The sequence below is a fragment of the Rhizobium johnstonii 3841 genome, assembly GCF_000009265.1.
GTDB lineage: Bacteria > Pseudomonadota > Alphaproteobacteria > Rhizobiales > Rhizobiaceae > Rhizobium > Rhizobium acaciae.
The window spans coordinates 4,397,382-4,419,850 of sequence record NC_008380.1 but is presented as its reverse complement, the minus strand read 5'-3'; the positions used below and the strand labels follow the sequence as shown (position 1 = coordinate 4,419,850).

Below are 22,469 nucleotides of genomic sequence, written 5' to 3'. Positions count from 1 at the left end.
GCGACGAATGCCTTGAGCGACAAGCGAAAGGCAATATCTGTCGGTAGGCCCCCTCATCCGACCCTCCGGGCCACCGACCGGGGTTGAGCCACGGGGCTCAACCCGTCCTTCGAACCCCCAAGGGGAGAAGGGAATAAAAATTCAGGAGGAATCAATGGCAATCGAAGCATCATCCGAACAGACACGCGAGCCGCGCATCCGGCTCGGCATGGTGGGCGGCGGCGCGGGCGCGTTTATCGGCGCGGTGCACCGTATCGCGGCACGCATCGACGATCAGTACGATCTCATCGCCGGCGCGCTGTCGGCTTCGCCCGAAAAGGCGATCGCATCCGGCCGCGACCTCGGCCTCGATCCGTCGCGGACCTATTCCAGCTATCGCGAGATGGCGATCCGCGAGGCGAAGCTGAAGAACGGCATCGAGGCAGTGGCGATCGTCACGCCGAACCATGTGCATTACGATGCGGCCAAGGAATTCCTCAAGCGCGGCATCCATGTCATCTGCGACAAGCCGCTGACATCCAACCTTGCCGATGCGAAGAAGCTGAAGAAGATCGCCGACGAGAGCGGCGCGCTCTTCGTGCTGACGCACAACTACACCGGCTATCCGATGGTGCGGCAGGCGCGGGAGATGATCGCGAATGGCGAACTCGGCGACATCCGCGTCGTCCAGGCCGAATATCCGCAGGACTGGCTGACGGAAGCGGTCGAGCAAACCGGCCAGAAGCAGGCCGCCTGGCGCACCGATCCGGCGCAGTCCGGCGTTGGCGGCTCGACCGGCGATATCGGCACGCATGCCTATAATCTCGCTGCCTTCATATCAGGTCTCGAGCTCGACAGCCTCGCCGCCGATCTCGACAGCTTCGTTCCGGGCCGCCGGCTGGACGACAACGCCCATGTCATGCTGCGCTTCAAGGCGAAGGGTTCTGAGAAGCCGGCCAAGGGCATGCTCTGGTGCAGCCAGGTGGCGCCTGGCCATGAAAATGGCCTGATGGTCCGCGTCTACGGCACCAAGGGCGGGCTGGAATGGACCCAGAAGGACCCGAACTACTTGTGGTACACGCCTTTCGGCGAGTCGAAGCGGCTGATCACCCGGGGCGGTGCCGGTTCAGGCGCGGCTGCCGGCCGTGTCACGCGTGTGCCATCTGGGCATCCGGAAGGTTATCTCGAAGCCTTTGCGACGATCTATACCGAAGCCGCGCATGCGATCAATGCCCGCAAGAAGGGTAAGGCCGTCGACAAGGCAGTGGTCTACCCCACGGTCGATGACGGCGTGAAGGGTGTGGCTTTCGTCGAAGCCTGCGTCGCGTCTTCCAAGAAGAACGGCGCATGGGTCAAGGTCTGAATTTACCGATCCGCGTGGCCCCATGAAAAACGCCGAGGCGGTCTCGAGTCGCCTCGGCGTTTTGTTTTATTTTTGATCAAGCCGCCGCCGTACGGCCACGCCTCAGCAGGTTGTCGACACTCAGCGGTCCGGCACCTGCCGCCACCAGATAAAGAAACACGAAGCAGAACAGGATCGCCGCGACGCCGCCGTTCTGAGCGGGATAGATGCCCTTCGACGCATGCCCGATGAAATAGGCGAAGGCCATCAGGCCCGAGAGCACGAAGGCTGCGATACGGGTCTGGAATCCCACCAGGACCAGAAAGCCGAAGGTGAGTTCGAGCAGCCCGGCAATCCAGGAGAGCGAGCCCGCCGGCGGCACGCTTGCCGCAGCCGGAAAATGCAGGATCTTCTGTGTTCCGTAGCTGAAAAGGACAAGTGACGAGACGATGCGCAATAGGCTCAGCAGATGAGGCTGCAGCGAATGGATCGAAGAGAGCATTGGATTCCTTTCACATTTGTGATGCCATTTCCCGTGTAAGGATCTCCGTCTCAACGGCCAAGTCACGACTGCTGACATTGCCGTTATGAGGGTGGCTGCGGTTAAGGGTGCGGCGTTGCAACCGCCCTGTTTTTCCTCCTGCAACGTTGCAGTTTTTCTCGCCGCCAGCCTGTACTTTGCCTTCAGGCTTGGATAAATCCGGCGCAAACGGCTCAACCTGAGAGATAGGATTTACAGATGATCGATCCGAAGAAACTCGCAGAGCGCTTTCCCGGCGACTTCACTTTCGGCGTCGCCACCGCCGCCTTCCAGATTGAAGGCGCCAGCAAAGCCGATGGCCGCAAGCCATCCATCTGGGATGCTTTCTGCAATATGCCCGGCCGCGTCCATAATCGCGATAACGGCGATATCGCCTGCGATCACTACAATCGCCTGGAACAGGACCTCGATCTCATCAAGGAGATGGGTGTCGAAGCCTACCGGTTCTCGATTGCCTGGCCGCGCATTATCCCTGACGGCACGGGTCCGGTGAACGAGGCCGGCCTCGATTTCTACGATCGGCTGGTCGACGGCTGCAAGGCGCGGGGCATCAAGACCTTCGCGACGCTCTACCATTGGGACCTGCCTCTGCTGCTCGCCGGCGAGGGCGGGTGGACTGCGCGCTCGACTGCCTATGCGTTTCAGCGCTATGCCAAGACGGTGATGAACCGCCTTGGCGATCGCCTCGACCGGGTCGCGACCTTCAACGAACCCTGGTGCATCGTCTGGCTCAGCCACCTCTACGGCATCCATGCTCCGGGCGAGCGCAACATGCAGGCCGCCCTTCACGCCATGCATTACATGAACCTTGCCCATGGTCTCGGCGTCGAGGCGATCCGCTCGGAAGCCCCCAACGTGCCGGTCGGGCTCGTGCTCAATGCCGCCTCGATCATTCCCGGCTCCAACAGCCCGGCCGATCTGGCCGCCGGCGAGCGTGCGCATCAGTTCCACAACGGCGCTTTCTTCGATCCCGTCTTCAAGGGTGAATATCCGAAGGAATTCATCGAGGCGCTGGGCAATCGCATGCCCGTCATCGAGGATGGCGACCTGAAACTCATCAGCCAGAAACTCGACTGGTGGGGGCTGAACTATTATAAGCCCGAGCGGGTCACTGATGATGCCGAACGCAAAGGTGATTTCCCCTGGACGGTGGAAGCGCCGCCGGCAAGCGACGTCAAGACCGATATCGGCTGGGAGATCTATGCGCCTGGCCTGAAGCTCTCGGTCGAGGATCTCTACCGCCGCTACGAGCTGCCGGAGTGCTACATCACCGAGAATGGCGCCTGCGACAACACCGATGTCGTCGACGGCGAGGTCGACGATACGATGCGCCTTGATTATGTCGGCGATCACCTCGAAATCGTCGCCGGCCTCATCAAGGACGGCTACCCCTTGCGGGGCTATTTCGCCTGGAGCCTGATGGACAATTTCGAATGGGCGGAAGGCTACCGCATGCGCTTCGGTCTGGTCCATGTCGATTATGAGACCCAGGTACGCACGGTAAAAAAGAGCGGCAAATGGTATCACGAACTCGCGGCGCAATTCCCGAAGGGCAATCACAAGCCGGGTTAGGGGCGCTTCCTCAGGCGGCGACACAAAAATAGCTCGCCAGAAACCTGCAACAGCCGGTTGCTTAAACGTTTTTGAACCCTTGGCTGGCAAAGTCCGATGGTCAGGGAGTCGTAATGCAGACCGCCGGAAAGTCGCAGAGCAAAGGATCGGGAATAGGCCGTCACATCACCGTCACGGGCGTGCTTTTTTCCTTCGCAGTCATTGTTGCAGTCGTCACCATCATGGTGCTGACGGCGCTCGAACGCGTGGCCGAAAATTCCAATATTCTCGATGACGAGCGCTCGCGCGAAACGACGATCGGCGCGTTGAAGACCTTCGAGGAACAGCTCGGCGCGACGCTTGACGATTACGCCGCCTGGGATGACGCCGCCGTCAACGTCTACGCAGCTGACGGTATGGCCTGGACGGTGAGCAACTACGGCGAGATGTCGGTCAACAGTTCGCTTTTCGACATGGCGATCGTCATCGATGCCGAGAAGAAGGCGATTATGGCCTATCGCGATGGCAAGCCGATGGAGGAGCCGGTCACGGATTTCTTCGCGCCTTCGCTCTGGACCCTGTTCGACACGGTGAAGGCGGCCGGCCCGGCCGATCGTCCTCAGGCGATCGGTTTCGTCACCACCAAGCGGGGCATTGCCGCCGTCGGCGTGGCATTGGTGCGGAAAAAGTCCGGTTCGCTGGATGTGCCCGCCGGCCAGCAGCGCTATCTCGTTTTCGCCCGCCATCTCGATGACGACAGGGTGACCGCTCTCGGCCAGACCTATGTCATCGGCGGGCTGCGGCTGGCGCCGCCGAGTTTTGCGGCCGACTACCTCGTCCCGATCGTCGATCCGACGGGGGCAACGCTCGGCAAGCTCGTGTGGATCTCGCGTTCACCCGGCGATATCGGCTATGCACAGGTGCGGCCGATGGTCATCCAGGCGCTCGGCCTCGTCGGATTGTTCTTCGTGGTGCTGCTGGTCATCGGCTGGCTTGCCGGCCGCCGCCTGAAGGCGGAGGAAAACAGCGCTCGCGAGGAGGCGCTGCGCGACAGGCTGAGCGGCCTTTCCAATCGCGACGGTCTCGGGCTGGCCGTCGATCGTTTTGTCGTCGAGGCACGCCAGACCAAGCGCAATGTGCTGCTCCTCTATCTCGACCTCGATGGCTTCAAGGAAGTCAATGACAGCTATGGCCACGGCACCGGCGACCAGTTGATCCGGGCGGTCGCGGCCGGGCTCGATGTACTCATTCCGCAAGGTGCGGTTCTCGCCCGCATCGGCGGCGATGAATTTGCGATCGCCTTTCTCTCCGACAGCGAGAATGCCGCCGCCCTGCAGCTCGCCGAGCAGATCCTCGATTTTCTTGTCGAGCCGCTGGAGATCGGTCGTCGTGTCGTCGTCGTCGGGGCAAGCATTGGTATCGCCATGTCGCCTTCCGGGACGATCGGGCGTGAGGAGCTGGTGCGCCGTTCCGACCTTGCCATGTACAAGGCGAAGGAGGCCGGCCGCGCGCGCATGACGCTCTACGATGCGTCGATGGACGCCGATCGAGAGCAGCGCAATGCGCTGGAGCTCGACCTCCGGATCGCCATCGAAAGCGGCGACCTGACGCTCGCCTACCAGCCGCTGATCGATGCGGCGACGCATGCGATGACCGGCGTCGAGGCGCTGGTGCGCTGGAACCGTCCAGGCCATGGCCCTGTTTCGCCCGAGCTGTTCATCCCGATCGCCGAGACCAGCGGCCTCATCGAATCGCTTGGCCTGTTCGTGCTGCGCAAAGCCTGCGAGACGGCCAAACAATGGCCGAACCTCAACGTCTCGGTCAACGTCTCGCCCGGCCAGTTCCGCAATCCCGCCTTTACCGACTATGTGCGCTACGTGCTGAAGCAGACGGAGATCGAGGCCGGCCGCATCACGCTCGAGATCACCGAAGGCTACATGATCCAGAATCCGCAGCGCACCCGCCAGTCGATCGAACGGTTGAAGGGGCTGGGGGTCAAGGTGGCGCTCGACGATTTTGGTTCCGGCTTCTCCTCGATCGGTTATCTCAGGCAGTTCGGCTTCGACCGCATCAAGATCGACCGCTCGTTGGTCATGGGTGTCAACGAAGACAAACGCCAGCGCGAGATGCTGCAAGCGACGGTGGCGCTCGCCCGCTCGCTCGACATTCCGGTGACGGCCGAAGGCATCGAGACCGAGGAGCAGGCGATAGCCATGCGCCTTTTCGGCTGCGACTGCCTGCAGGGCTATTTGTTCGGAAAGCCTGTGACATCAGACCTTATCAGCGAGATGCTGAACGAGCGACGTGCAGCGGAGCCGGCGGCCCGACGCCACATCGGCGCAGCCTGATCCAATCAGAATCCTGGCTCAGCTGCCGATATGTCGCTGGCCGCGCTTCTTCGCCAGGGCGATCTGGTGCTGACGCTGACGGTAACGCAGCCGGTCTTCCTCCGTGCGCGTGTGGTAGCAGTGGCTGCAGGAAACGCCTTCCTCGTAAAGCGGCGAAGTAGTCTCCTCGGCAGTGATCGGGTTGCGGCAGGCGTGGCAGAGCCGGTGTTCGCCTTCCTTCAAGCCGTGCTCGACGGAGACACGCTCGTCGAAGACGAAGCAGGCGCCATCCCAGAGGCTTTCCTCCTGTGGTACTTCCTCCAGATATTTCAGGATGCCGCCCTTCAGATGGTAGACCTCGTCGAAGCCCTCAGCCTTCATGAAGGCGGTGGCCTTCTCGCAGCGTATGCCGCCGGTGCAGTACATGGCGACCTTCGGCTTGTTGTGCAGACCGGGATTCTGACGCACCCATTCCGGAAACTCACGGAAGCTCTTGGTCTTCGGGTCGAGCGCGCCGCGGAAGGTTCCGATCGCCGTCTCGTAGTCGTTGCGGGTGTCGATGACGATGGTGTCGGGATCGGAAATCAGCGTGTTCCAGTCCTTGGCCGCCACATAGGTGCCGACCACCTTGTTGGGGTCGATATCTTCGACACCCATGGTGACGATTTCCTTCTTCAGCTTCACCTTCATGCGCAGGAAGGGCATTTTCGAGGCGCGGCTTTCCTTATGCTCCAGGCCCGAAAATTCCGGCTGGGCGCGCAGGAAGGCGAGCACGGCGTGAATGCCGGCATCCGGGCCTGCGATCGTGCCGTTGATGCCTTCATGCGCCAGAAGCAGCGTTCCCTTGACGCCGTTCTCCTCGCAAAGTGTCTGCAGCGGCGCCTGCAGGTCGGCAAAGCGCGGCACGGAAACGAAATGGTAGAGTGCGGCCACGAGGAACGGGCTGGTGTGTGTCAGGCTGTCGGTCATAGGCCGGAAATACAGAAAATCGGCGTGCCGCGCAATTGCCTTCGCCAGCGGCGACTTTGACCGGTGACCGATTAGGCTCGCGCCTGCCACGCGGAAAACGGCCGCACGCCGAAGCTCCGGTCGGGGATGTCGTCTAGAACGCTGATGAACTCGATCGAGTGCCCATCCGGATCCTTGAAATAGATAGACAGCGCCGGCATCCAGCCGAGAACCACCGGCTCCGTCACCGGTTCACCGGTAAAGCCGAGAGGTTCCACACCCTTTGCCCTGAGAATGGCGGGCGCCTGCTGCACACCGCCGGCGGTCATGCGGAAGGCGATGTGCAACCGCATCTTCAGCGGCCCGCTTCCGGTTTCCCAAAGGCCGAGCATCCCGGTCTTCCTGTCGTTCACCCAAAGGAAAGCGACTTTACGCTCCTCGAATGAGGCTGCCGGTTCGAGCCCAACGACATCGCGGTAGAAGTCCGTGGAGGTCTTGAAATCGGCAACGGTCAGATGGGTCTCGTAGAGCCCGAGCACCTTCGGCATTGCGGCATTTTCGGAGGTCATTTTTTCCTCGCGGGTCAAGTCTCTGCTTGTTCGACCACCGGAGGCTAGGACCTCAACATCGGTTGAGGTCAATAGGGTTTCTTGTGATTTTGCAGATGCGATGGGAAATGCAGAGCTGCGCGCAAGCACTTCCGATTTCGCGGACTCTCAACTCCCAGCCATCACCCAGAGAAGCTCGATGCGCTGGGCTTCCTCGTCGGCATCATCGGCGAAGACGGCCTCGGCTTTGACCAGCGCTTGCCGCCGGTCTTCCTGCTGGCGGAAGATGATGATGTCGAGCAGATGCGCCAGGTCATCATTGCGGGTGAAGAGCTGCGGTTCGGCTTCGACCAGTTCGGAGAGCACGGTGAGATCGTGGATGTGGCCGAGATCCTCGACGAGTTCCTCGGCGGCATCGCGCTTGGCCTTCATCGCGCCCGGCCAGACGTCACGCAAAAGGGCATGGTAGAGCCGATAGTCGTAGGTGCGTTTGCGCAGATTGTGGAAATCGGCGGCCGATGCCCCGCCGTGGCAAGCCGCAAGCGCGGTCTTGGCCTTCCGCGCCGTGCGTCGCCAGCTCTTTGCCAGCATGCGGGCATTCTTGCGGTGGCCGCCATCAAAGGAGACGGCATCCAAGGCGGCGATCGCTTGCTTCAGAACGTCGGAGGTTTCCGCGAGCCGCTGTTCCAGGCTGCTTTCGGCCTGCGCCATCCAGTCACGGCGCCCTTCGAGAATGGTGACGATGCGGCCGAGCGCCTCGCTCTCCTCGTCCCCGCGGGCTGCATGCTGAAGATATTCCGCGGTGCCGATAAGGGCGGCAGCATCGCGGATCGCTGAAAGCGAGCGTGCGGCATCGCGCAGCCTTGCATTTTCCTGGGCCTGAAAATCCGGCACCTCGCGGGCCACGAGGCGGTAGAGCGAACGCAGTCGTTTCAGGTTCTTGCGGAAGGAGTGGATCGCCTCATGGGCGCCGTGCGGGCGCTCCTCAAGAACCGTGACGGCGCGTTTCAGCTGCTCCGTCGCGACATTGCGGAACACCTCGGTGAAATCGGCCTCAGGCCGAATGCGATAGGCCATGCCTGTCGTGCCCGTATTCTGTGGCGAGGGCTTGGTTGGAATAGCGGAAATCGCCGGTCACTTCGCCGCCGAGCCATGTAGGCAGGGCCGGATCATCAGTTTCAGCCGTCATTTCCACCTCGGCGATCACCAGTCCGCGATGCTCGCCGGTAAAGACGTCGACTTCCCAGACGAAATCCTCATGCGGAACGCGATAGCGCGTCTTCTCGATGACGACGCCGATCGCGTTCCGCAACAGCTCTTCGGCATCGGCGATCGGGATGTCGTATTCGAATTCGTCACGGGTAATGGTGCTGCGGCCGATCTTGATCGTCAGTTTCGCCTTCCTGCCGTCGAGGATGCGCACGCGCACGGAACGATCGTCCATCGAGGCAATGTAACCCTGCCTGAGGACAGACTTCGTCTCGACGGCGGAACGCCATCCATCGCTGCGTACAAGAAACTTCCGCTCGATCTCTTTCGCCATATCGGTGAACCTTTTGTGACGATTACGGCACGGTAGCCCAATTTCCACGCATTTCATACCCTTCTCGGCATGCGGTCCGGTTTTATCTCGACAAGGTTCCGCGGGGGCGTTATTCGGGGTCCGAATTCAATCGTTTCAAGGAGGTCGCGCGACCATGGGCGAGAAAACAGAGAAGCTCCTTTCCATCCTGAAACTCCAGCCTGTCGTTCCGGTCCTGATCGTCGACGATGCGAAGACGGCGGTGCCGCTCGCCCGTGCGCTCGTTGCGGGCGGGCTGAAGGCGATCGAGATCACCATGCGCACGCCGGCGGCACTCGAGGCCGTGCGCGCAGTCGCCGCAGAGGTCGAGGGGGCCGAAGTCGGCGCCGGCACTATCCTCAATGTCGCCCATTGGGAAGCCGCCGTCGAGGCCGGTTCGAAGTTCATCGTCAGCCCGGGCACGACGCAGGTACTGCTTGATGCCGCTGCCGATTCCGACGTGCCGCTGCTTCCGGGGGCTGCGACCGCTAGCGAAGTCATGGCACTGCGCGAAGAAGGCTACCAGGTGCTGAAATTCTTCCCGGCGGAGCAGGCCGGTGGCGCCGCCTATCTCAAGGCACTGTCCTCGCCGCTTGCCGGCACCTTGTTCTGCCCGACCGGCGGCATTTCGCTGAAGAACGCCAACGATTATCTCTCGCTGCCGAACGTCATTTGCGTCGGCGGCTCGTGGGTGGCGCCGAAGGAACTGGTCGCGGCCGGCGACTGGGCTGGCATTACCAAGCTCGCGGCAGAGGCGGCGGCGCTGAAGGCCTAAACCTTTGTTCGGTGGGGCGACACCCCCTCTGTCCTGCCGGACATCTCCCGACAAGGGGGAGATCGGCCAGCTCTTTCTCCCGATCCGCCGCTTGAGCCAATTGTTTGAGGAAACCCTCACGCCCATCCAATCTCCCTCCTTGTGGGGGAGATGCCCGCTAGGGCAGATGGGGTGGCAACTCGGCACGCCGCATTTGTATTTCACCCGTCGCAAACCTATGTACTCCTCCAGTTTCAAACAGGGAGATGACGAGGAATGTTCGACGCAAAGAAGCTTCTCGACCAGTTTTTGGGTTCGCAGGTGCCAGGTCTTGGCGGTTCGGTCCGCGACAGGGCCGGTGACGCCGTGCAGACGGCAAAGAACAATCCGCTGGCGACAGGTGCGATTGCAGCCGCGCTTCTCGGCACCAAGACTGGTCGGGGTATTGCCGGCAATGCACTGGCGATCGGCGGTCTTGCCGCGATTGCCGGCCTCGGCTACCAGGCCTACAAGAATTACCAGGCGGGACAGGCGCCCTCAGCCCCCTCGGATGCACCGTCGGCAAATAATCCGGTTCTCCTGCCGCCGCCTGCCGAATCCGGTTTCGGACCGACATCGCCTGCCGGCAGCAATGAATTCGTCCTCGTGCTGATCCGTGCGATGATCGCCGCCGCCAAGGCCGACGGCCATATCGACGATGCCGAACGCGCCCTCATCATGGACAAGGTCAAGGCCGCCGATGTCAGCGGCGAGGCTGCCGCCTTCATCGAGCATGAACTCGCTTCGCCGACGGATATCGATGCGCTCGTTGCCGCAGCGACGACGGAAGAACAGCGCGTCGAGCTTTACACCGCCTCGCGGCTGACCATCGACCCGGATTCGCGCGCCGAGCGCGGTTATCTCGATCTGCTTGCCGGCCGCCTCGGCCTTGCCGACCAGCTGGTCGACCATATTGAGGCGACGGTGTCGTCGGCCAAGACGACCTTGTCACAGTGACATCTAGGCCGGTTGCCTTTGTCGGGCGGCTGGCCTATCCACTCTCCCGACAAGGGAGTGGACATGCGCGATCTCACAAATTTCAAGGGCTGCCCGGCGCCGAAGCCGGTCACACTGAAGGGCCGTTTCGTTACCGTGGAGCCCTATCGGCGCGCGGAACATCTCGAGGCGCTGTGGGACGGGCTCGGCGGCATGGGCATCAATCCGCTGCTTCTCTATTTCGCCCAGGACGACTTCTCCGGTATCGACGATTTCGCCAACTGGCTGGAAACCGTCTACACCAAGTCCGGCTGGCTCACCCATATCTTCCGCGACAACGCCACCGGGAAGATTGTGGGCATGGCGAATTACATGCGCGCCGACCCGGCAAACGGTGTCGTCGAGATCGGCGGTGTGGCGCATGGCGTCGAGATGAAGCGTTCGCCGCTTTCAACCGAGGCGCATTATCTGATGGCCAAGCACGTCTTCGAGGATCTTGGATACCGCCGCTACGAATGGAAATGCGACAATAAGAACGAGGCGAGCAAGACGACGGCGGCCCGTTACGGCTTCAGCTTCGAAGGGGTCTTCCGCCAGCACATGATCTCCAAGCATCGCAATCGCGACACCGCCTGGTTCTCGATGATCGATGCCGAATGGCCGATGATCAACGATGCATTCGAAGCCTGGCTTTCGCCGGGGAATTTCGACGCCGAGGGCAACCAGGTGCGCCGCCTGCAGGATATCCGCGCCGATCTTGAAAAGGAAAGGCTCGCGTGAGCCCGGAGAGCCGCTCGCAGGCGACCGCCGCCGCCATCATCTTGCTCGGCGCTGCCCTCGTCATCTACTTCCTGCCGACCATCGTGCTCTGGATCGGCAATTTCTCACCGACGCTGGCAATCGTCGTCGGCGTCTGCCTGATCATGGCGTTCTTCGCAGTCTTCTGGCTGCGGGCGCGTTACCAGCGCGGCCGGGGAAAGTAATTTTATCCCTGCAGCGAGGCTCCGAGCAACAGGGCGCCCATCAGCATGACGAGCACGGCGCCGAGGATTTCGATGGCATTGCCGACCCAGATCGAGGCGGTCGAGCCGCGTCCGGAGAGGCGGACGGCCGCACTCTTGGCAGTGACGGCAAGTGTGGCAAGCAGGGAAACGGTGATCGCCGTACCGAGCGACATGGCGGCGACCGACAGCACGCCGCCGAGATAGAGCCCGTTCAGCAGTGAGAAGGTCATGACCAGAAGCGCGCCGGAACAGGGGCGCAGACCGACGGCAACGATCGCCGACCAGGCCTCGCGGACGCTGAACTTGTCGCCGCCGAGCAGGGCAGGGTCGGGCACATGGGCATTGCCGCAGGTCTCGCAGACCATGCCGGGAACGAAGGTGTGGCCGGCTTCTACAGCCTGCGCCTTGCCGTTGAAGGCATAGGCCTGGCGTTCGGCTGCATTGTCCTTCCAGTCGAGCATCATGCTGACCGGGCCGGCCGGCGTCGCCATCAGCCCGCGCCGTGGCATATTGCCGGCTATCGAGCGCAGTTTTCGAAACAGCAGCCAGCCGCCGAACAGGATGACCATGACGAAGCTTGCGATCTCCATTGCGTGGGTCGCCTCCGTCAGCGTGATGCCGGTGCCGCGCAACACCAGCCAGGCGCCGCCGACCAGCGCTACCGCCACCATGCCCTGGATGAAGGCCGAAATGAAGGAAATCATCACGCCGCGCTTCAGCTCGATCTCGTTGGCGATCATATAGGAGGAGATGACCGCCTTGCCGTGGCCCGGGCCGGCCGCATGGAAGACGCCGTAGGCGAAGGAGAGGCCGATCAGCGATGCCAGCTGCCACGGGTCTTGGCGCATCGCCTTCAAGGCGCCGGTCAGCGCCCGGTAGAAGGCCTGCTGTTCATAATTCACATAGAGCAAAAGCGGTGCGAGCGGACCGCCGGTCGGCTGGAAGCTCGGCTCCGCCGTGCCGATGCCGAGCGGAGATTGCGCATGGGCCAGACTTGCCGCCACCAGGAGCGCGAGGACGACAGCGGAAAAAATGAGGGGCAGGCGTTTTGTCAGCATGTGACCTCCAGCCGGGTGGCGAAGAGTTTAGACATGTTGGTGCCGGTGGGATCGTTGAAGAAAGCGTCCGTCAGCGACTGTTTGTTTTCCGAGATCACCTCGTCGGCATCCGGCCGCACCACCTGATGTTTGCAGGCCTTGAAGCCGTCTCCGACGATCGCCAGCTCGGTGTCGGTGGGAAAATCGATCGAGGTGTAGAGCGTCGGGTCATAGACGCCGAACGTGAGCCTGCCCTTCAGCGGCATTTTCTCCACCGGCTTCACCGCAAAGAACATCAGCAGCTGGCCATCCTTGTAGTCGACATGGATGATGTCGGGCTTCTGAACTGTGATGTTCTTCCCGTTGATCGTCAGGTTCATGTAGTAATCGTAGTCGGCAAGCGATTGCTTCACCGTCTTTCCGACCTCAGCAAGTTCGTTCGGCTCCAGCTTCAGGTCGGTGTTCTTGTCGAAATCCATGACCACGGAGGAGGAAAAGACCTCGTCGAAGCGCCAGACATTGCGCAGTTCCTCGACACTGCCGTCCTTGCCGGCCACGACTTCGAGGCGCGCTTCCACGAAGATGTGCGGATGCGCAAAGGCGGCGGCCGGCGCCAGCGAAAGAAGCGCGGCCATCAGTATCGTTGAATGTTTCATCTATCCCGCTGCCCTGTTCGCTGCCCCTGACTTCTTGCCAGAAATTGGGACGGAATTGGGACCGGGCTCGGCATCGGCTTCGCTGGGCCGGATGCCACTACACAATTTAAGGATAAAATTATGCAGCGATTCAAAGTGCTACAGCGTCCTTTGCGCATCTGACAAGACGCGCGGCGCTGTAGAGCGGGGCGGAATGTCGCATCGCTTCGCAAGGGCGCCGGCCTACGGATGCTTCTTGAACCAGTTGTGCAGGTAATCGACGAAGATTCTTACCTTAGCCGGCAGGTAGCGCCGGTGCGGGTAGACGGCATAGATGCCGCGGTCGGTCGGGGTGTAATCGTTGAACAGGGTCACCAGTTCGCCGCTCTCGATCGGCTTGCGGGCGATGAAATCCGGGATGAAGGCTACGCCGATGCCGGCAAGTGCCGCGCGTAATGTCGCATGCGGGCTGTTGACCTCTATCGGTCCGGAAACGGCGACGGCGAACGAGGTGTTGTCAGGATTGTGGAAGCGGATGCTCGCCTGGGTGCGCGCATTGGTATCGACGATGAAGGGGACGCTGGAAAGGGCCGTTGGGTGATCGAGATCGGGATAACGCTCGAGAAATTCAGGGGTGGCGCAGATATGGATGCGGAAATCCGAGATCTTGCGGGCGATCATGCCGGAATCCTCGAGCTTGGTGATGCGGATCGCCACGTCGAAGCCTTCCTCGATCAGATCGACGAACCGGTCATCGGCGGCGATCTCCAGCGAAAGGTCCGGGTTCTCCTTGGCGAAATCGATCAGCGACTGGCCGACATCGGCATCGACGAAGGTGCGCGGCACCGAGATGCGCAGCCGTCCCTTGAGCTGTGCATTGTTTTCGCGCACGAGATCGGCGAGGTTATCGATCTCCTTCAGGATGTCGGAGGCGGTACGGTAATAGGTATGGCCGGCCTCGGTCATCGAGAACTGCCGGGTAGTGCGGTTGAGCAGCAGGGCGCCGAGCTCGTCTTCCAATTCGCGCACATATTTGGAGAGCAGCGCCTTGGAGCGACCGGTGCGCCGTGCCGCGGCGGAGAAGCCTTCGGCCTCGACGACATCGATGAAGGCGCGTATGCGGGTCAAGGTATCCATGGCACCCCTCAGGCTGTTTCGGAATGTTGAACAAATTGGCTCGTCTTGTTCAATAATTTTTTTAGCGTCGGGATCAAAAAATCGCTTGATTATGAAGGCGAATATTCTTATTTCCCACTCAGCCCAAAGTCGCACGTGCCCATGGGTGTCCGCCGAACCCTCGAATTGGTGAGGAAATCGGTAAGGTACCTGGAATTAACCCCTCCAGTCGCTATTCCGGCCAACCGGAAAATGCGAGGACGCCTGAAGCAACGACGGTGCGGGCCTTTTTGTTCTCTCCCTGCTTTCCATCAGCGGGGGTTACTGAAGAGGCACACCATCATTGCCGGAAGTGCGGTTGGGATTCTCCCTCCAATCCATGGCAGACAAAGCCGAACTTACACCGCATCGCGGCGTTGGTTCACTATCTGCGCATCGAGCGCTTGCTATGGTTCCGGGGTCTCCACCGGCTGGTTCCAATGTGAGCTATCGTATGCCCTTTGTCCTCCGGTTCATGCCGGAGCTCTGGAATTGGAAGAGGGAATCGATATGACCACCCAGCGCATCCGCGACTTTCTCGCAACCCGACGTCCCGACGGTCCCTGCCTCGTGGTTGACCTCGACGTCGTTCGCGACAATTTCGACGCCTTCCGTCACGCCATGCCGGACAGCGCCATCTATTACGCCGTCAAGGCCAACCCGGCTCCCGAAGTGCTGAAGCTGCTCGCAGGCCTCGGCTCCAATTTCGATTGCGCATCCGTTGCCGAAATCGAAATGGCGCTCGAAGCCGGTGCGACCGCTGCCCGCATCTCCTACGGCAACACGATCAAGAAGGAACGTGACGTTGCCCGCGCGCATGCGCTCGGCGTCAGCCTCTTTGCGGTCGATAGCCATGAGGAAGTCGAGAAGATCTCGCGCGCCGCTCCCGGCGCCCGTGTCTTCTGCCGCGTGCTCACGGATGGCGAAGGCGCCGAATGGCCGCTGTCGCGCAAGTTCGGCTGCGTTCCGCAGATGGCTGTCGACGTTCTCGTCTACGCCCATCAGCTTGGCCTGCAGTCCTATGGCGTTTCGTTCCATGTCGGTTCGCAGATGACCAAGGTGGATGCTTGGGATTCGGCGCTCGCCGATGCCAAGCGCGTCTTCGTATCGCTTGCCAAGCAGGGCATCCACCTGCAGATGGTCAACATGGGCGGCGGCTTCCCGACCAAGTACCTGCGTGACGTTCCGTCCGCAGAAGCTTACGGCAAGTCGATCTACCAGGCGCTGCGCACGCATTTCGGCAACCAGATCCCGCAGACGATCATCGAGCCGGGCCGCGGCATGGTCGGCAATGCCGGTGTCATCAAGGCGGAAGTCGTGCTGATTTCGAAGAAGTCGGACAATGACGATGCCCGCTGGGTCTTCCTCGACATCGGCAAGTTCGGCGGTCTCGCCGAGACGATGGACGAAGCCATCCGCTATCCGATCCGCACGGAACACGACGGCGACGAGATGGAGCCCTGCGTCATTGCCGGTCCGACCTGCGATTCGGCCGACGTGCTCTACGAGAAGAACCTCTATCCGCTGCCGATCTCCCTTTCGATCGGCGACGAGGTCCTGATCGAAGGCACCGGCGCCTATACGACGACCTATTCGGCGGTCGCTTTCAACGGTTTCGACCCATTGAAGGCCTACATCATCTAAGGTCGTTTCCGCCGGCCCCGTAACCAGCCGGGGCGGCAACTCCACAATTTTCCTTCATCGCCGCTGATAACGGTATTGGGTACGGGAGGCCAAGATGGCCGCTGTTCTTGATTCTGTCCGCGCATTCTTTGCGCCTACCACTTTCGCCATCGATGCCGAAAATCCCTCGGATGTCGTTGCGCGTGAAAACCTGCTCGACCGCGTCATGGGCCCGGATCGCCGCAAGAAGTCGTCGGAGAAGATCCGCCGCAACCGCGTCCCGGCCGAGGGCCTTGCACTCGTCGCGCGCGATCGCGACGGCCATGTCATCGGCTCGGTGCGGCTCTGGAACATCGAGGCCGGCGTCAATGACGAAGGCACGCCGATCAATGCGCTGCTGCTCGGACCGCTCGCCGTTGCGCCCCATCAGGGCGGCAAGGGCATCGGCTCGGCGCTGATGCGTGCGGCGATCCTCGAAGCGAAGAAGCGCGGGCACGGCGCCGTCCTGCTCGTCGGCGATGCTGCCTATTACGAGCGCTTCGGCTTCTTTGCCGAAAAGGCTCGTCATCTTGTCATGCCGGGTCCGTTCGAACGCTCGCGCTTTCTGGCGCTCGAGCTCACGGAAGGTTGGCTTGACGGCGCGGCCGGCATGATCGTCCCCTCGGGACGCATGCTGGCCAGCGCGCCGGTTCGCCGCGTAGCCTAGCGCATCGGCCCGAGAAGACGCGCGGAACCGTAAGGCTGCGCCGACCGGCCGGCCAGGTTGGGAATTTTCCCCCGGCTGGTAATATCCGCGCCGTTTGACCACGCAGGCTGGCGGGCCTGGTGTGGTTGCGGCGCGGATTGTCCTCCTGGCATCAAGTTTCGATAAGGCGCCGGCAGCACGCGGAAACACAATTGCGTGAAATGGGTCGCCGGCCCGCGAACATATCGCGGCGATATCCTATCTTGCGTCGCATGATCCGCCTTCTTTCCCTTCTGCTTTTCTTCTGCCTGCCGCTTGCCGCAACGGGGCCGGCGGCTGCCCAGAGCACGGCTTCCGCCGTCGGCGGGCTTGGTCCGCGTCTCGATCGCGCGGCGAGCGACCCCGCGATGAGGCCTCTCAAGACGGTGATTGTCGCTCGCGACGGACGCGTGCTCAGCGAACGTGGGTTCCATGGTCATTCGCCCTCGGAATCGACCAATATCAAATCCGCTTCGAAGTCGATCATCTCGGCGCTGGTCGGTATCGCCATCGACAAAGGCCTGCTCGAGGGGCCGGACCAGAAGATCGCGCCGATTCTCAAGGCCGATCTCCCTGTAACGCCCGACCCGCGCATCAACGACATCACCATCGGCAATCTTCTCTCCATGCAGGCCGGGCTCGGTCGTATGTCGGGGGCGAATTACGGCCGCTGGGTCTCCTCGCGCAACTGGGTGCGCTTTGCGCTGTCGCAGCCTTTCGTCGATCAGCCCGGTGGCGAGATGCTCTATTCCACCGCCTCCACGCATCTGCTGTCGGCCATTCTCACCAAGGTCGGCCGGCGGCCGACGCTGGTGTTGGCGCGCGAATGGCTGGGTCCTGTCGACGGTTTCCGCATTGGCGCATGGGAGCGCGATCCGCAGGGCATCTATCTCGGCGGCAATCAGATGGCGATGAGCGCCCGGTCCCTGCTTGCCTTCGGCGAACTCTACCGTAACGGCGGCAAGACCGCCGACGGCCGCCAGATCGTCCCTGCCGACTGGATCTCCCAGTCGTGGCAGCAGCGAACCAACTCGCGCTTCTCCGGCGATGAATATGGCTATGGCTGGTTCACGCGGCAGATCGGCGGCGAGCAGGTGCATTTCGCCTGGGGATATGGCGGGCAGATGCTCTACATCGTGCCGTCGCTCGATCTCACTGTCGTCATGACCTCGGAAGAGAGCGGTCCGTCTGCCCGAAACGGCTACAGGGACTTGCTGCACGGTCTGTTGGCGGACATCATCGGCTCGGTGCGGGCCGCTTGACGGCAGGGCCAGGCGTCTTTCACAAGCGCCAAGGGTGCTGTGGGATTTTGAATTATGCAGCGGGGAAAAACCGCGATCGTTAAATTTTTAGCGAAGGCTCCAATCAAACCGCAAAACGCTTCCTGTAAGTTCCGCGAGAATTTCGGGAAAGCGCCATGCTGCTGGATCTCAGGACAATCTATTTCATTGTTGCCGTGAGCTGTTTTGTGCTGGGCATTCTCCAGCTTGCGGCCTATGCGACGGGTCGCTTCGAGAGGTGGCCGCTGTGGTGGGGCTTGAGCAACCTTCTTGTCGGTGTCGGCTCGTTTCTCGTCGCGCTGCGCAATCTCGTTCCCTACGCGGTCTCGGTCGACGGCGGCAATATCGTCACCATCGCCGGCTACATGCTGATGTTCTTTGCCGTGCGCGTTTTTTCGGGACGAGCGCTCGACCAGCGCACTTTCTGGCTTGCCATCTTGCTCGTCAGCGTTCCTGTCGTCCTCATCGTCAGCGATCCATCGTCAGTCTCGGCGAGGCTCCTCTACGTCTCCGTCATCTGCTGCCTCTGCGATCTTGCCGTTGCAAGGGAGGCGATCAGCATTGTCCGGCGCGAGAGGCTTTATTCGGCAGCCTTGCTTGTCGGCCTCTACGCCTGCACTGCGGGGATCTTTGCGGTTCGCAGCATTCTCGCGGCGACCGGTGAGATCGGCGGGCCGGATCCTTTCGGCAGCAGTGCAATTCACAGCTGGATGGCGGTGTCGGCGGTCGCGTTCATCATGCTTCGCAGCATGGCGATGGTGCTGATGGCCGCCGAGCGCAGCCGAAATCAGCTGACGGAACTCGCTCACCACGATCCGCTGACCGGCGCGCTCAATCGCGGCGGCCTTGCCCAGCATCTGCCGGCCCTCGGTTCCCAGCCGGCATCGCTGCTGATCATCGATATCGATCATTTCAAGCAACTGAACGACAGGCATGGCCATGCAGCCGGCGACGACATCCTGCGGCTTTTCGCCAGTGTTTCGCGAGGCATCATGCGCTCCGACGATCTGCTTGCCCGTCAAGGAGGGGATGAATTCCTGGCGGTGCTGAAAAACGTTTCCCGGGAGGATGCGGTGGCAATTGCCGAGCGCATCCGTCTCGCCTTCGCCGCCGCCGTCATGCAGCGGCCGGATCTGGCAGTCTTTCCGACGCTGAGCGTCGGTGTTGCCGCGCGTGCGGAAAGCGGCGAAGATTTTGAGCGGCTGATGCAGAAGGCGGACGAGGCGCTCTACCGTTCGAAGCGTGAAGGCCGCAACCGGGTCGAAGTCTTTGGAGAAAATCAACAAGCTGCGTAGGAACGGGGCGACTGTTCCTCTCTCGAAACGGCTCTATCTTTTTGCCTTTGCGCAATTCCGGACGCAAAGCCGCTGCGCACTTTTGCTGGAATTGCCCTAGATATTCTGATCCATCGTCTCGGCCGGGATTTCGTCGGCGCGGTGGATGCGCACGACCGTTGCCGGCACGCCGGCGACCGTGCAATGCGTGGGAACCGACTTGAGCACGACGCTGCCGGCGGCGACCTTGCTGAAGGCGCCGATTTCGATATTGCCGAGGATCTTGGCGCCGGCGCCGATCATCACGCCGTGGCGGATCTTCGGGTGGCGGTCGCCGGTCTCCTTGCCGGTGCCGCCGAGCGTGACGTTCTGCAGGATAGACACTTCATCCTCGATGACAGCCGTTTCGCCGATGACGATGCCCGAACCGTGGTCGAGCATGATGGATGCGCCGATCCGTGCCGCCGGATGGATATCAGGGCCGAAGACCAGCGAAACGAGATTGGCGAGCCAACTGGCGATCTCCGGACGGCCGGCGATCCAGAGCGCATGGGCGATGCGATGCGTCTCAAGGGCATGAAAGCCCTTCAGATTGAGAAGCGCGTGCAGAAATGTCGTGCAGGCCGGATCGCGCTCGCGCACGGCGATGAGATCCGCCTCGACCTTGCGCATGATATCGTCATCAAGTGCGGACAGGATGAGATCGAACAGATCACTCGTTTCCACCTGCGCTACGGAGAGCCGCGCGGCCAGCACGCGGGCGATGATCTCATCGTTGCCGGCAGTGTCGGTTACGTCAGCGGCAAGCAGCTGCCGCAATATCGGCTCGCGCGCGGCAAGCTCGGTCGCCTCGGCGCGGATCACGGTCCAGACGGATGCATCACCCAAAGGCTGCGGCTGTTGCCCGGCTAAACCGAGGCCGGTCGATTTCGACATTTCCGTTTCCTATGTCAGCCTGGGCGGCGCGCAAAGCGCCTCCGGTGTGGTTCATGTTTCGCCCGGGTAAGGCATTTGGGAAGCCCTGATTATAGTCTAGTGCCCGTCCATAAACGCCTGTTTTTCCGGGTTTTTCAAAGGTTGTTTGCCGGCTGAGGCGTATTTTTGGAGGACGTGCTGGCACAAGGCGATGCAGATTGAGGCCGGAAGAGCGATTTGGCGGCAATGGGATCATGGAGTATCGGCCGAGGCTTGCCGGGCGTGCTGTGAGCGCTGCCAGATGAGGGGCGTCAGGTCGGCCTGAGGCGGGCGAAGAGGGCGAGATTGTAAGCGACCACCGAGGACCAGACATAAGCCTTGAAGTGGTCGAGCCCACGCCAGGTGCAGCGCCCCAAGCCATAAGCGCGTTTCAGGCAAGAGATGCCGGCCTCGATGCCGGCGCGGAAGTTTCTGAGCTTGCGATAGACCCAGCGGCTCTTGACCATGTCTTCGATCTTGAGGCCGCACTTCTTGTGGAAGGCCATGTCGCGAATGCCCCAGGCTTTGGCCTGGCTCAGATTGGTGCGGCTGGCATAGCCGCCGTCGGCGGCCGCCTGACGTGGCGCCGCGCCATAGAAAGCGATGTGGCGTTCCAGCATTGGCTGCAACCGTTCGCTATCGGCCGGGTTGCCGGCTTCCACGACGAGGTCAAGGATCAGTCCGCTTCTGCCGGTGGTCAGATTGAGTTTGTGGCCGTAGTCGACATCACGGCTGCCCTTGACGATGATGTCGGCATGCGGCTCGAACAGGCTCACCAGTTTCTCGCCAGCCGGCACCGCCTCGCCGGCCAGGACCCGCCGTTCGGTCTGGGCGATGATCCGCTCGATCAGCGGCCGGTAGCGGCGGAGCTGGGCCTGCCATAGCTCGCCGGCCAGGCCCGCCGTCAGGGGCAACTGTTCACTCGCCTGCTGCAGATAGCTCAAGGTGGTGCGCGTGATCTTGAGCAGTTCGCGGTAGTACTTGATCCGTTTGGGACGGCCGCGGGTATATTCGATCGCCCGGGATCGCTTCTTCGCCGCGCGGCGGTGGTCGTGCCATGGGATGGCACTACCCAGTGCATCTGCCTGCTGCAACAGCCGCACCATTACCCGTACGGCGTCCCATAACAGGCTGCTGTCACTCGGCTCATGGATCAGTGCGGCGGTGACGGTGCTGTCCACACGCAGGACCTTGCCACTTTCCAGCTTCTCCTGCCGGGCGCTCGCCAGCAGTACCCGGTTGATCTCTTCAAAGGTTTGCGCCCGGATCGCACTGATCGTCTTGTGCAAGACCGACTTCTTCGGGCTCCACCCCCACGGCAGCCGGGCAAAGGCTCGGAACGAGGCGGAGTCTTCGAGATGGAAGGCCAACTCCTGATAACTCAACTGGCGATGCTGCTTGAGCAGCGCGCAACGCAGCACAGCCTCGGCCGGCAGCCCCTCGCGGCCGGTCTCCTTGAGACCATGTCGGCGCAGGTCCCGCGTCACCAGCCCGAGCAAATCGCCATGCTCATCCAGCCATTGCGACATCGCCCTCAGTTCACGACCGATCTCGTGTTCGGCGAAAAGATCGAATACACTGGTTTGGACCGTGCGTTCTTGGCGCATTGTCGGCTCCGGCGGTTACGGGTTTGTCCTTAGAATCAGTAGCTTGATCTAAAGTATACCTGAAACCGCCGGGCTTTGCCCGCGGAGATTGCGCGATTCCCGCAATAATTTCAGCAGTTTACCGTTTATGGACGGGCACTAGTCTAGCCGTCCCGCGGTTGCAGGCGAACTGTCCGCTCCGGAAGCCGGCGCCAATGATAGAGCACATCAGGCTCCCGTTCTTCGTTGTCGGCGCCATCGGTCTCCCTTTCGGCGGTAAAACCGTGCCGTTCGTAGAAGCTCCGAGCGCCTGCATTACGCCTAAACGTCCAGAGACTGATCTCGTTCATCTCCTCCTTGGCGCAGCCGAGGAGTGAAGAGCCGATGCCCATGCCCTGGAAACCGGGGAGAACGTAAAGCTGCTCTATCCAGTTGTCGCCATAGGCGATGACACCGACGAGCCGGTTGCCCATGGCAGCGCCGAGAATGGAGCAATTCGGCAGCAGATGCATGCGCCAGTACTGCTCCTCTTCCTCGGGCGTATGCACATCCGGCAGCCAGGGCAGCCGTTGCCACAGGGCGACACGTCTGATTCCGGCTGCGGCTTGCATGTGGTCGGCCGTCAGCGCCACGATTTCGGGTTCCACCAGGGCGTTGTCCATTGTCGGCAA

General features: G+C 61.7%; 22 protein-coding genes. 11 read left to right on the top strand and 11 right to left on the bottom strand.

What is annotated here, in order from left to right:
• Window positions 1-154 precede the first annotated feature (154 nt).
• Window positions 155-1,342, top strand: a complete 1,188-nt coding sequence (locus tag RL_RS21505) for a Gfo/Idh/MocA family protein (protein WP_011653573.1) — start codon at window positions 155-157, stop codon at window positions 1,340-1,342.
• A 76-nt stretch (window positions 1,343-1,418) separates the two neighbouring features.
• Here RL_RS21505 and RL_RS21500 read toward each other — a convergent pair whose 3' ends face one another.
• Entirely contained in the window at window positions 1,419-1,823 is a 405-nt protein-coding gene (locus tag RL_RS21500) for a DoxX family protein (RefSeq protein WP_011653572.1), read from the bottom strand.
• Between the two features lie 237 nt (window positions 1,824-2,060).
• Here RL_RS21500 and RL_RS21495 point away from each other — a divergent pair, with 237 nt between their 5' ends.
• Both RL_RS21495 and RL_RS21490 read left to right on the top strand, forming a co-directional pair.
• A complete protein-coding gene (locus RL_RS21495) occupies window positions 2,061-3,434 on the top strand; it encodes a GH1 family beta-glucosidase (RefSeq protein WP_011653571.1) in 1,374 nt (457 codons plus the stop codon).
• A 113-nt stretch (window positions 3,435-3,547) separates the two neighbouring features.
• Window positions 3,548-5,761 carry a bifunctional diguanylate cyclase/phosphodiesterase gene (locus tag RL_RS21490; protein ID WP_011653570.1) on the top strand — a complete coding sequence of 738 codons (2,214 nt, stop codon included), beginning with the start codon at window positions 3,548-3,550 and terminating at the stop codon, window positions 5,759-5,761.
• An 18-nt stretch (window positions 5,762-5,779) separates the two neighbouring features.
• Here RL_RS21490 and RL_RS21485 read toward each other — a convergent pair whose 3' ends face one another.
• The 4 genes from RL_RS21485 to RL_RS21470 all read right to left on the bottom strand — a co-directional run bounded on the left by RL_RS21485 (window position 5,780) and on the right by RL_RS21470 (window position 8,779).
• Entirely contained in the window at window positions 5,780-6,709 is a 930-nt protein-coding gene (locus RL_RS21485; RefSeq protein ID WP_011653569.1) for a rhodanese-related sulfurtransferase, read from the bottom strand.
• 71 nt (window positions 6,710-6,780) lie between these two features.
• Window positions 6,781-7,257: a VOC family protein gene (locus tag RL_RS21480; RefSeq protein ID WP_011653568.1), complete on the bottom strand. Its 477-nt coding sequence runs from the start codon at window positions 7,255-7,257 to the stop codon at window positions 6,781-6,783.
• A 147-nt stretch (window positions 7,258-7,404) separates the two neighbouring features.
• Window positions 7,405-8,313 (bottom strand): CHAD domain-containing protein, encoded by a 909-nt coding sequence (locus RL_RS21475; protein ID WP_011653567.1) that lies wholly within the window; start codon window positions 8,311-8,313, stop codon window positions 7,405-7,407.
• Window positions 8,291-8,779: a CYTH domain-containing protein gene (locus RL_RS21470; protein WP_011653566.1), complete on the bottom strand. Its 489-nt coding sequence runs from the start codon at window positions 8,777-8,779 to the stop codon at window positions 8,291-8,293. Before RL_RS21470 ends, RL_RS21475 begins: the two co-directional genes overlap by 23 nt.
• Window positions 8,780-8,933: 154 nt before the next feature.
• On the opposite strand from RL_RS21470, the gene RL_RS21465 reads away from it, so the two are divergent.
• From RL_RS21465 to RL_RS21450, 4 genes are all read left to right on the top strand, one after another.
• Window positions 8,934-9,572, top strand: coding sequence for a 2-dehydro-3-deoxy-phosphogluconate aldolase (locus RL_RS21465; protein ID WP_011653565.1), 639 nt, complete (start codon window positions 8,934-8,936; stop codon window positions 9,570-9,572).
• 255 nt (window positions 9,573-9,827) lie between these two features.
• Window positions 9,828-10,547 (top strand): tellurite resistance TerB family protein, encoded by a 720-nt coding sequence (locus RL_RS21460; RefSeq protein ID WP_011653564.1) that lies wholly within the window; start codon window positions 9,828-9,830, stop codon window positions 10,545-10,547.
• 63 nt (window positions 10,548-10,610) lie between these two features.
• Window positions 10,611-11,306, top strand: coding sequence for a GNAT family N-acetyltransferase (locus tag RL_RS21455; protein ID WP_011653563.1), 696 nt, complete (start codon window positions 10,611-10,613; stop codon window positions 11,304-11,306).
• On the top strand, window positions 11,303-11,509 hold the full coding sequence (locus RL_RS21450) for a hypothetical protein (RefSeq protein WP_028742330.1): 207 nt from the start codon (window positions 11,303-11,305) through the stop codon (window positions 11,507-11,509). The genes RL_RS21455 and RL_RS21450 overlap by 4 nt, the downstream gene beginning before the upstream one ends.
• Before the next feature lie 2 nt (window positions 11,510-11,511).
• Here the strand turns inward: RL_RS21450 and RL_RS21445 are convergent, their stop codons facing one another.
• The 3 genes from RL_RS21445 to RL_RS21435 form a co-directional block, all read right to left on the bottom strand.
• Window positions 11,512-12,588, bottom strand: a complete 1,077-nt coding sequence (locus RL_RS21445; protein WP_011653562.1) for a nickel/cobalt transporter — start codon at window positions 12,586-12,588, stop codon at window positions 11,512-11,514.
• Entirely contained in the window at window positions 12,582-13,223 is a 642-nt protein-coding gene (locus RL_RS21440; protein WP_011653561.1) for a DUF1007 family protein, read from the bottom strand. The genes RL_RS21445 and RL_RS21440 overlap by 7 nt, the downstream gene beginning before the upstream one ends.
• A 222-nt stretch (window positions 13,224-13,445) precedes the next feature.
• Window positions 13,446-14,339 carry a LysR family transcriptional regulator gene (locus RL_RS21435; RefSeq protein ID WP_003542994.1) on the bottom strand — a complete coding sequence of 298 codons (894 nt, stop codon included), beginning with the start codon at window positions 14,337-14,339 and terminating at the stop codon, window positions 13,446-13,448.
• Between the two features lie 528 nt (window positions 14,340-14,867).
• On the opposite strand from RL_RS21435, the gene odc2 reads away from it, so the two are divergent.
• The 4 genes from odc2 to RL_RS21415 all read left to right on the top strand — a co-directional run bounded on the left by odc2 (window position 14,868) and on the right by RL_RS21415 (window position 19,279).
• A complete protein-coding gene (gene odc2 / locus RL_RS21430; RefSeq protein ID WP_011653560.1) occupies window positions 14,868-16,001 on the top strand; it encodes an ornithine/lysine decarboxylase in 1,134 nt (377 codons plus the stop codon).
• 94 nt (window positions 16,002-16,095) lie between these two features.
• Window positions 16,096-16,686, top strand: coding sequence for a GNAT family N-acetyltransferase (locus tag RL_RS21425; protein WP_011653559.1), 591 nt, complete (start codon window positions 16,096-16,098; stop codon window positions 16,684-16,686).
• A gap of 251 nt (window positions 16,687-16,937) precedes the next feature.
• Entirely contained in the window at window positions 16,938-17,966 is a 1,029-nt protein-coding gene (locus tag RL_RS21420) for a serine hydrolase domain-containing protein (protein ID WP_041936613.1), read from the top strand.
• A 155-nt stretch (window positions 17,967-18,121) separates the two neighbouring features.
• Window positions 18,122-19,279 (top strand): GGDEF domain-containing protein, encoded by a 1,158-nt coding sequence (locus tag RL_RS21415; RefSeq protein WP_011653557.1) that lies wholly within the window; start codon window positions 18,122-18,124, stop codon window positions 19,277-19,279.
• A gap of 96 nt (window positions 19,280-19,375) precedes the next feature.
• Here RL_RS21415 and cysE read toward each other — a convergent pair whose 3' ends face one another.
• From cysE to RL_RS21400, 3 genes are all read right to left on the bottom strand, one after another.
• Window positions 19,376-20,194: a serine O-acetyltransferase gene (gene cysE / locus RL_RS21410; protein WP_011653556.1), complete on the bottom strand. Its 819-nt coding sequence runs from the start codon at window positions 20,192-20,194 to the stop codon at window positions 19,376-19,378.
• Window positions 20,195-20,484: 290 nt separating this feature from the next.
• Window positions 20,485-21,819, bottom strand: coding sequence for an ISNCY-like element ISRle10 family transposase (locus RL_RS21405; RefSeq protein WP_011653555.1), 1,335 nt, complete (start codon window positions 21,817-21,819; stop codon window positions 20,485-20,487).
• 143 nt (window positions 21,820-21,962) lie between these two features.
• Entirely contained in the window at window positions 21,963-22,460 is a 498-nt protein-coding gene (locus RL_RS21400; protein ID WP_028742327.1) for a GNAT family N-acetyltransferase, read from the bottom strand.
• Window positions 22,461-22,469 lie beyond the last annotated feature (9 nt).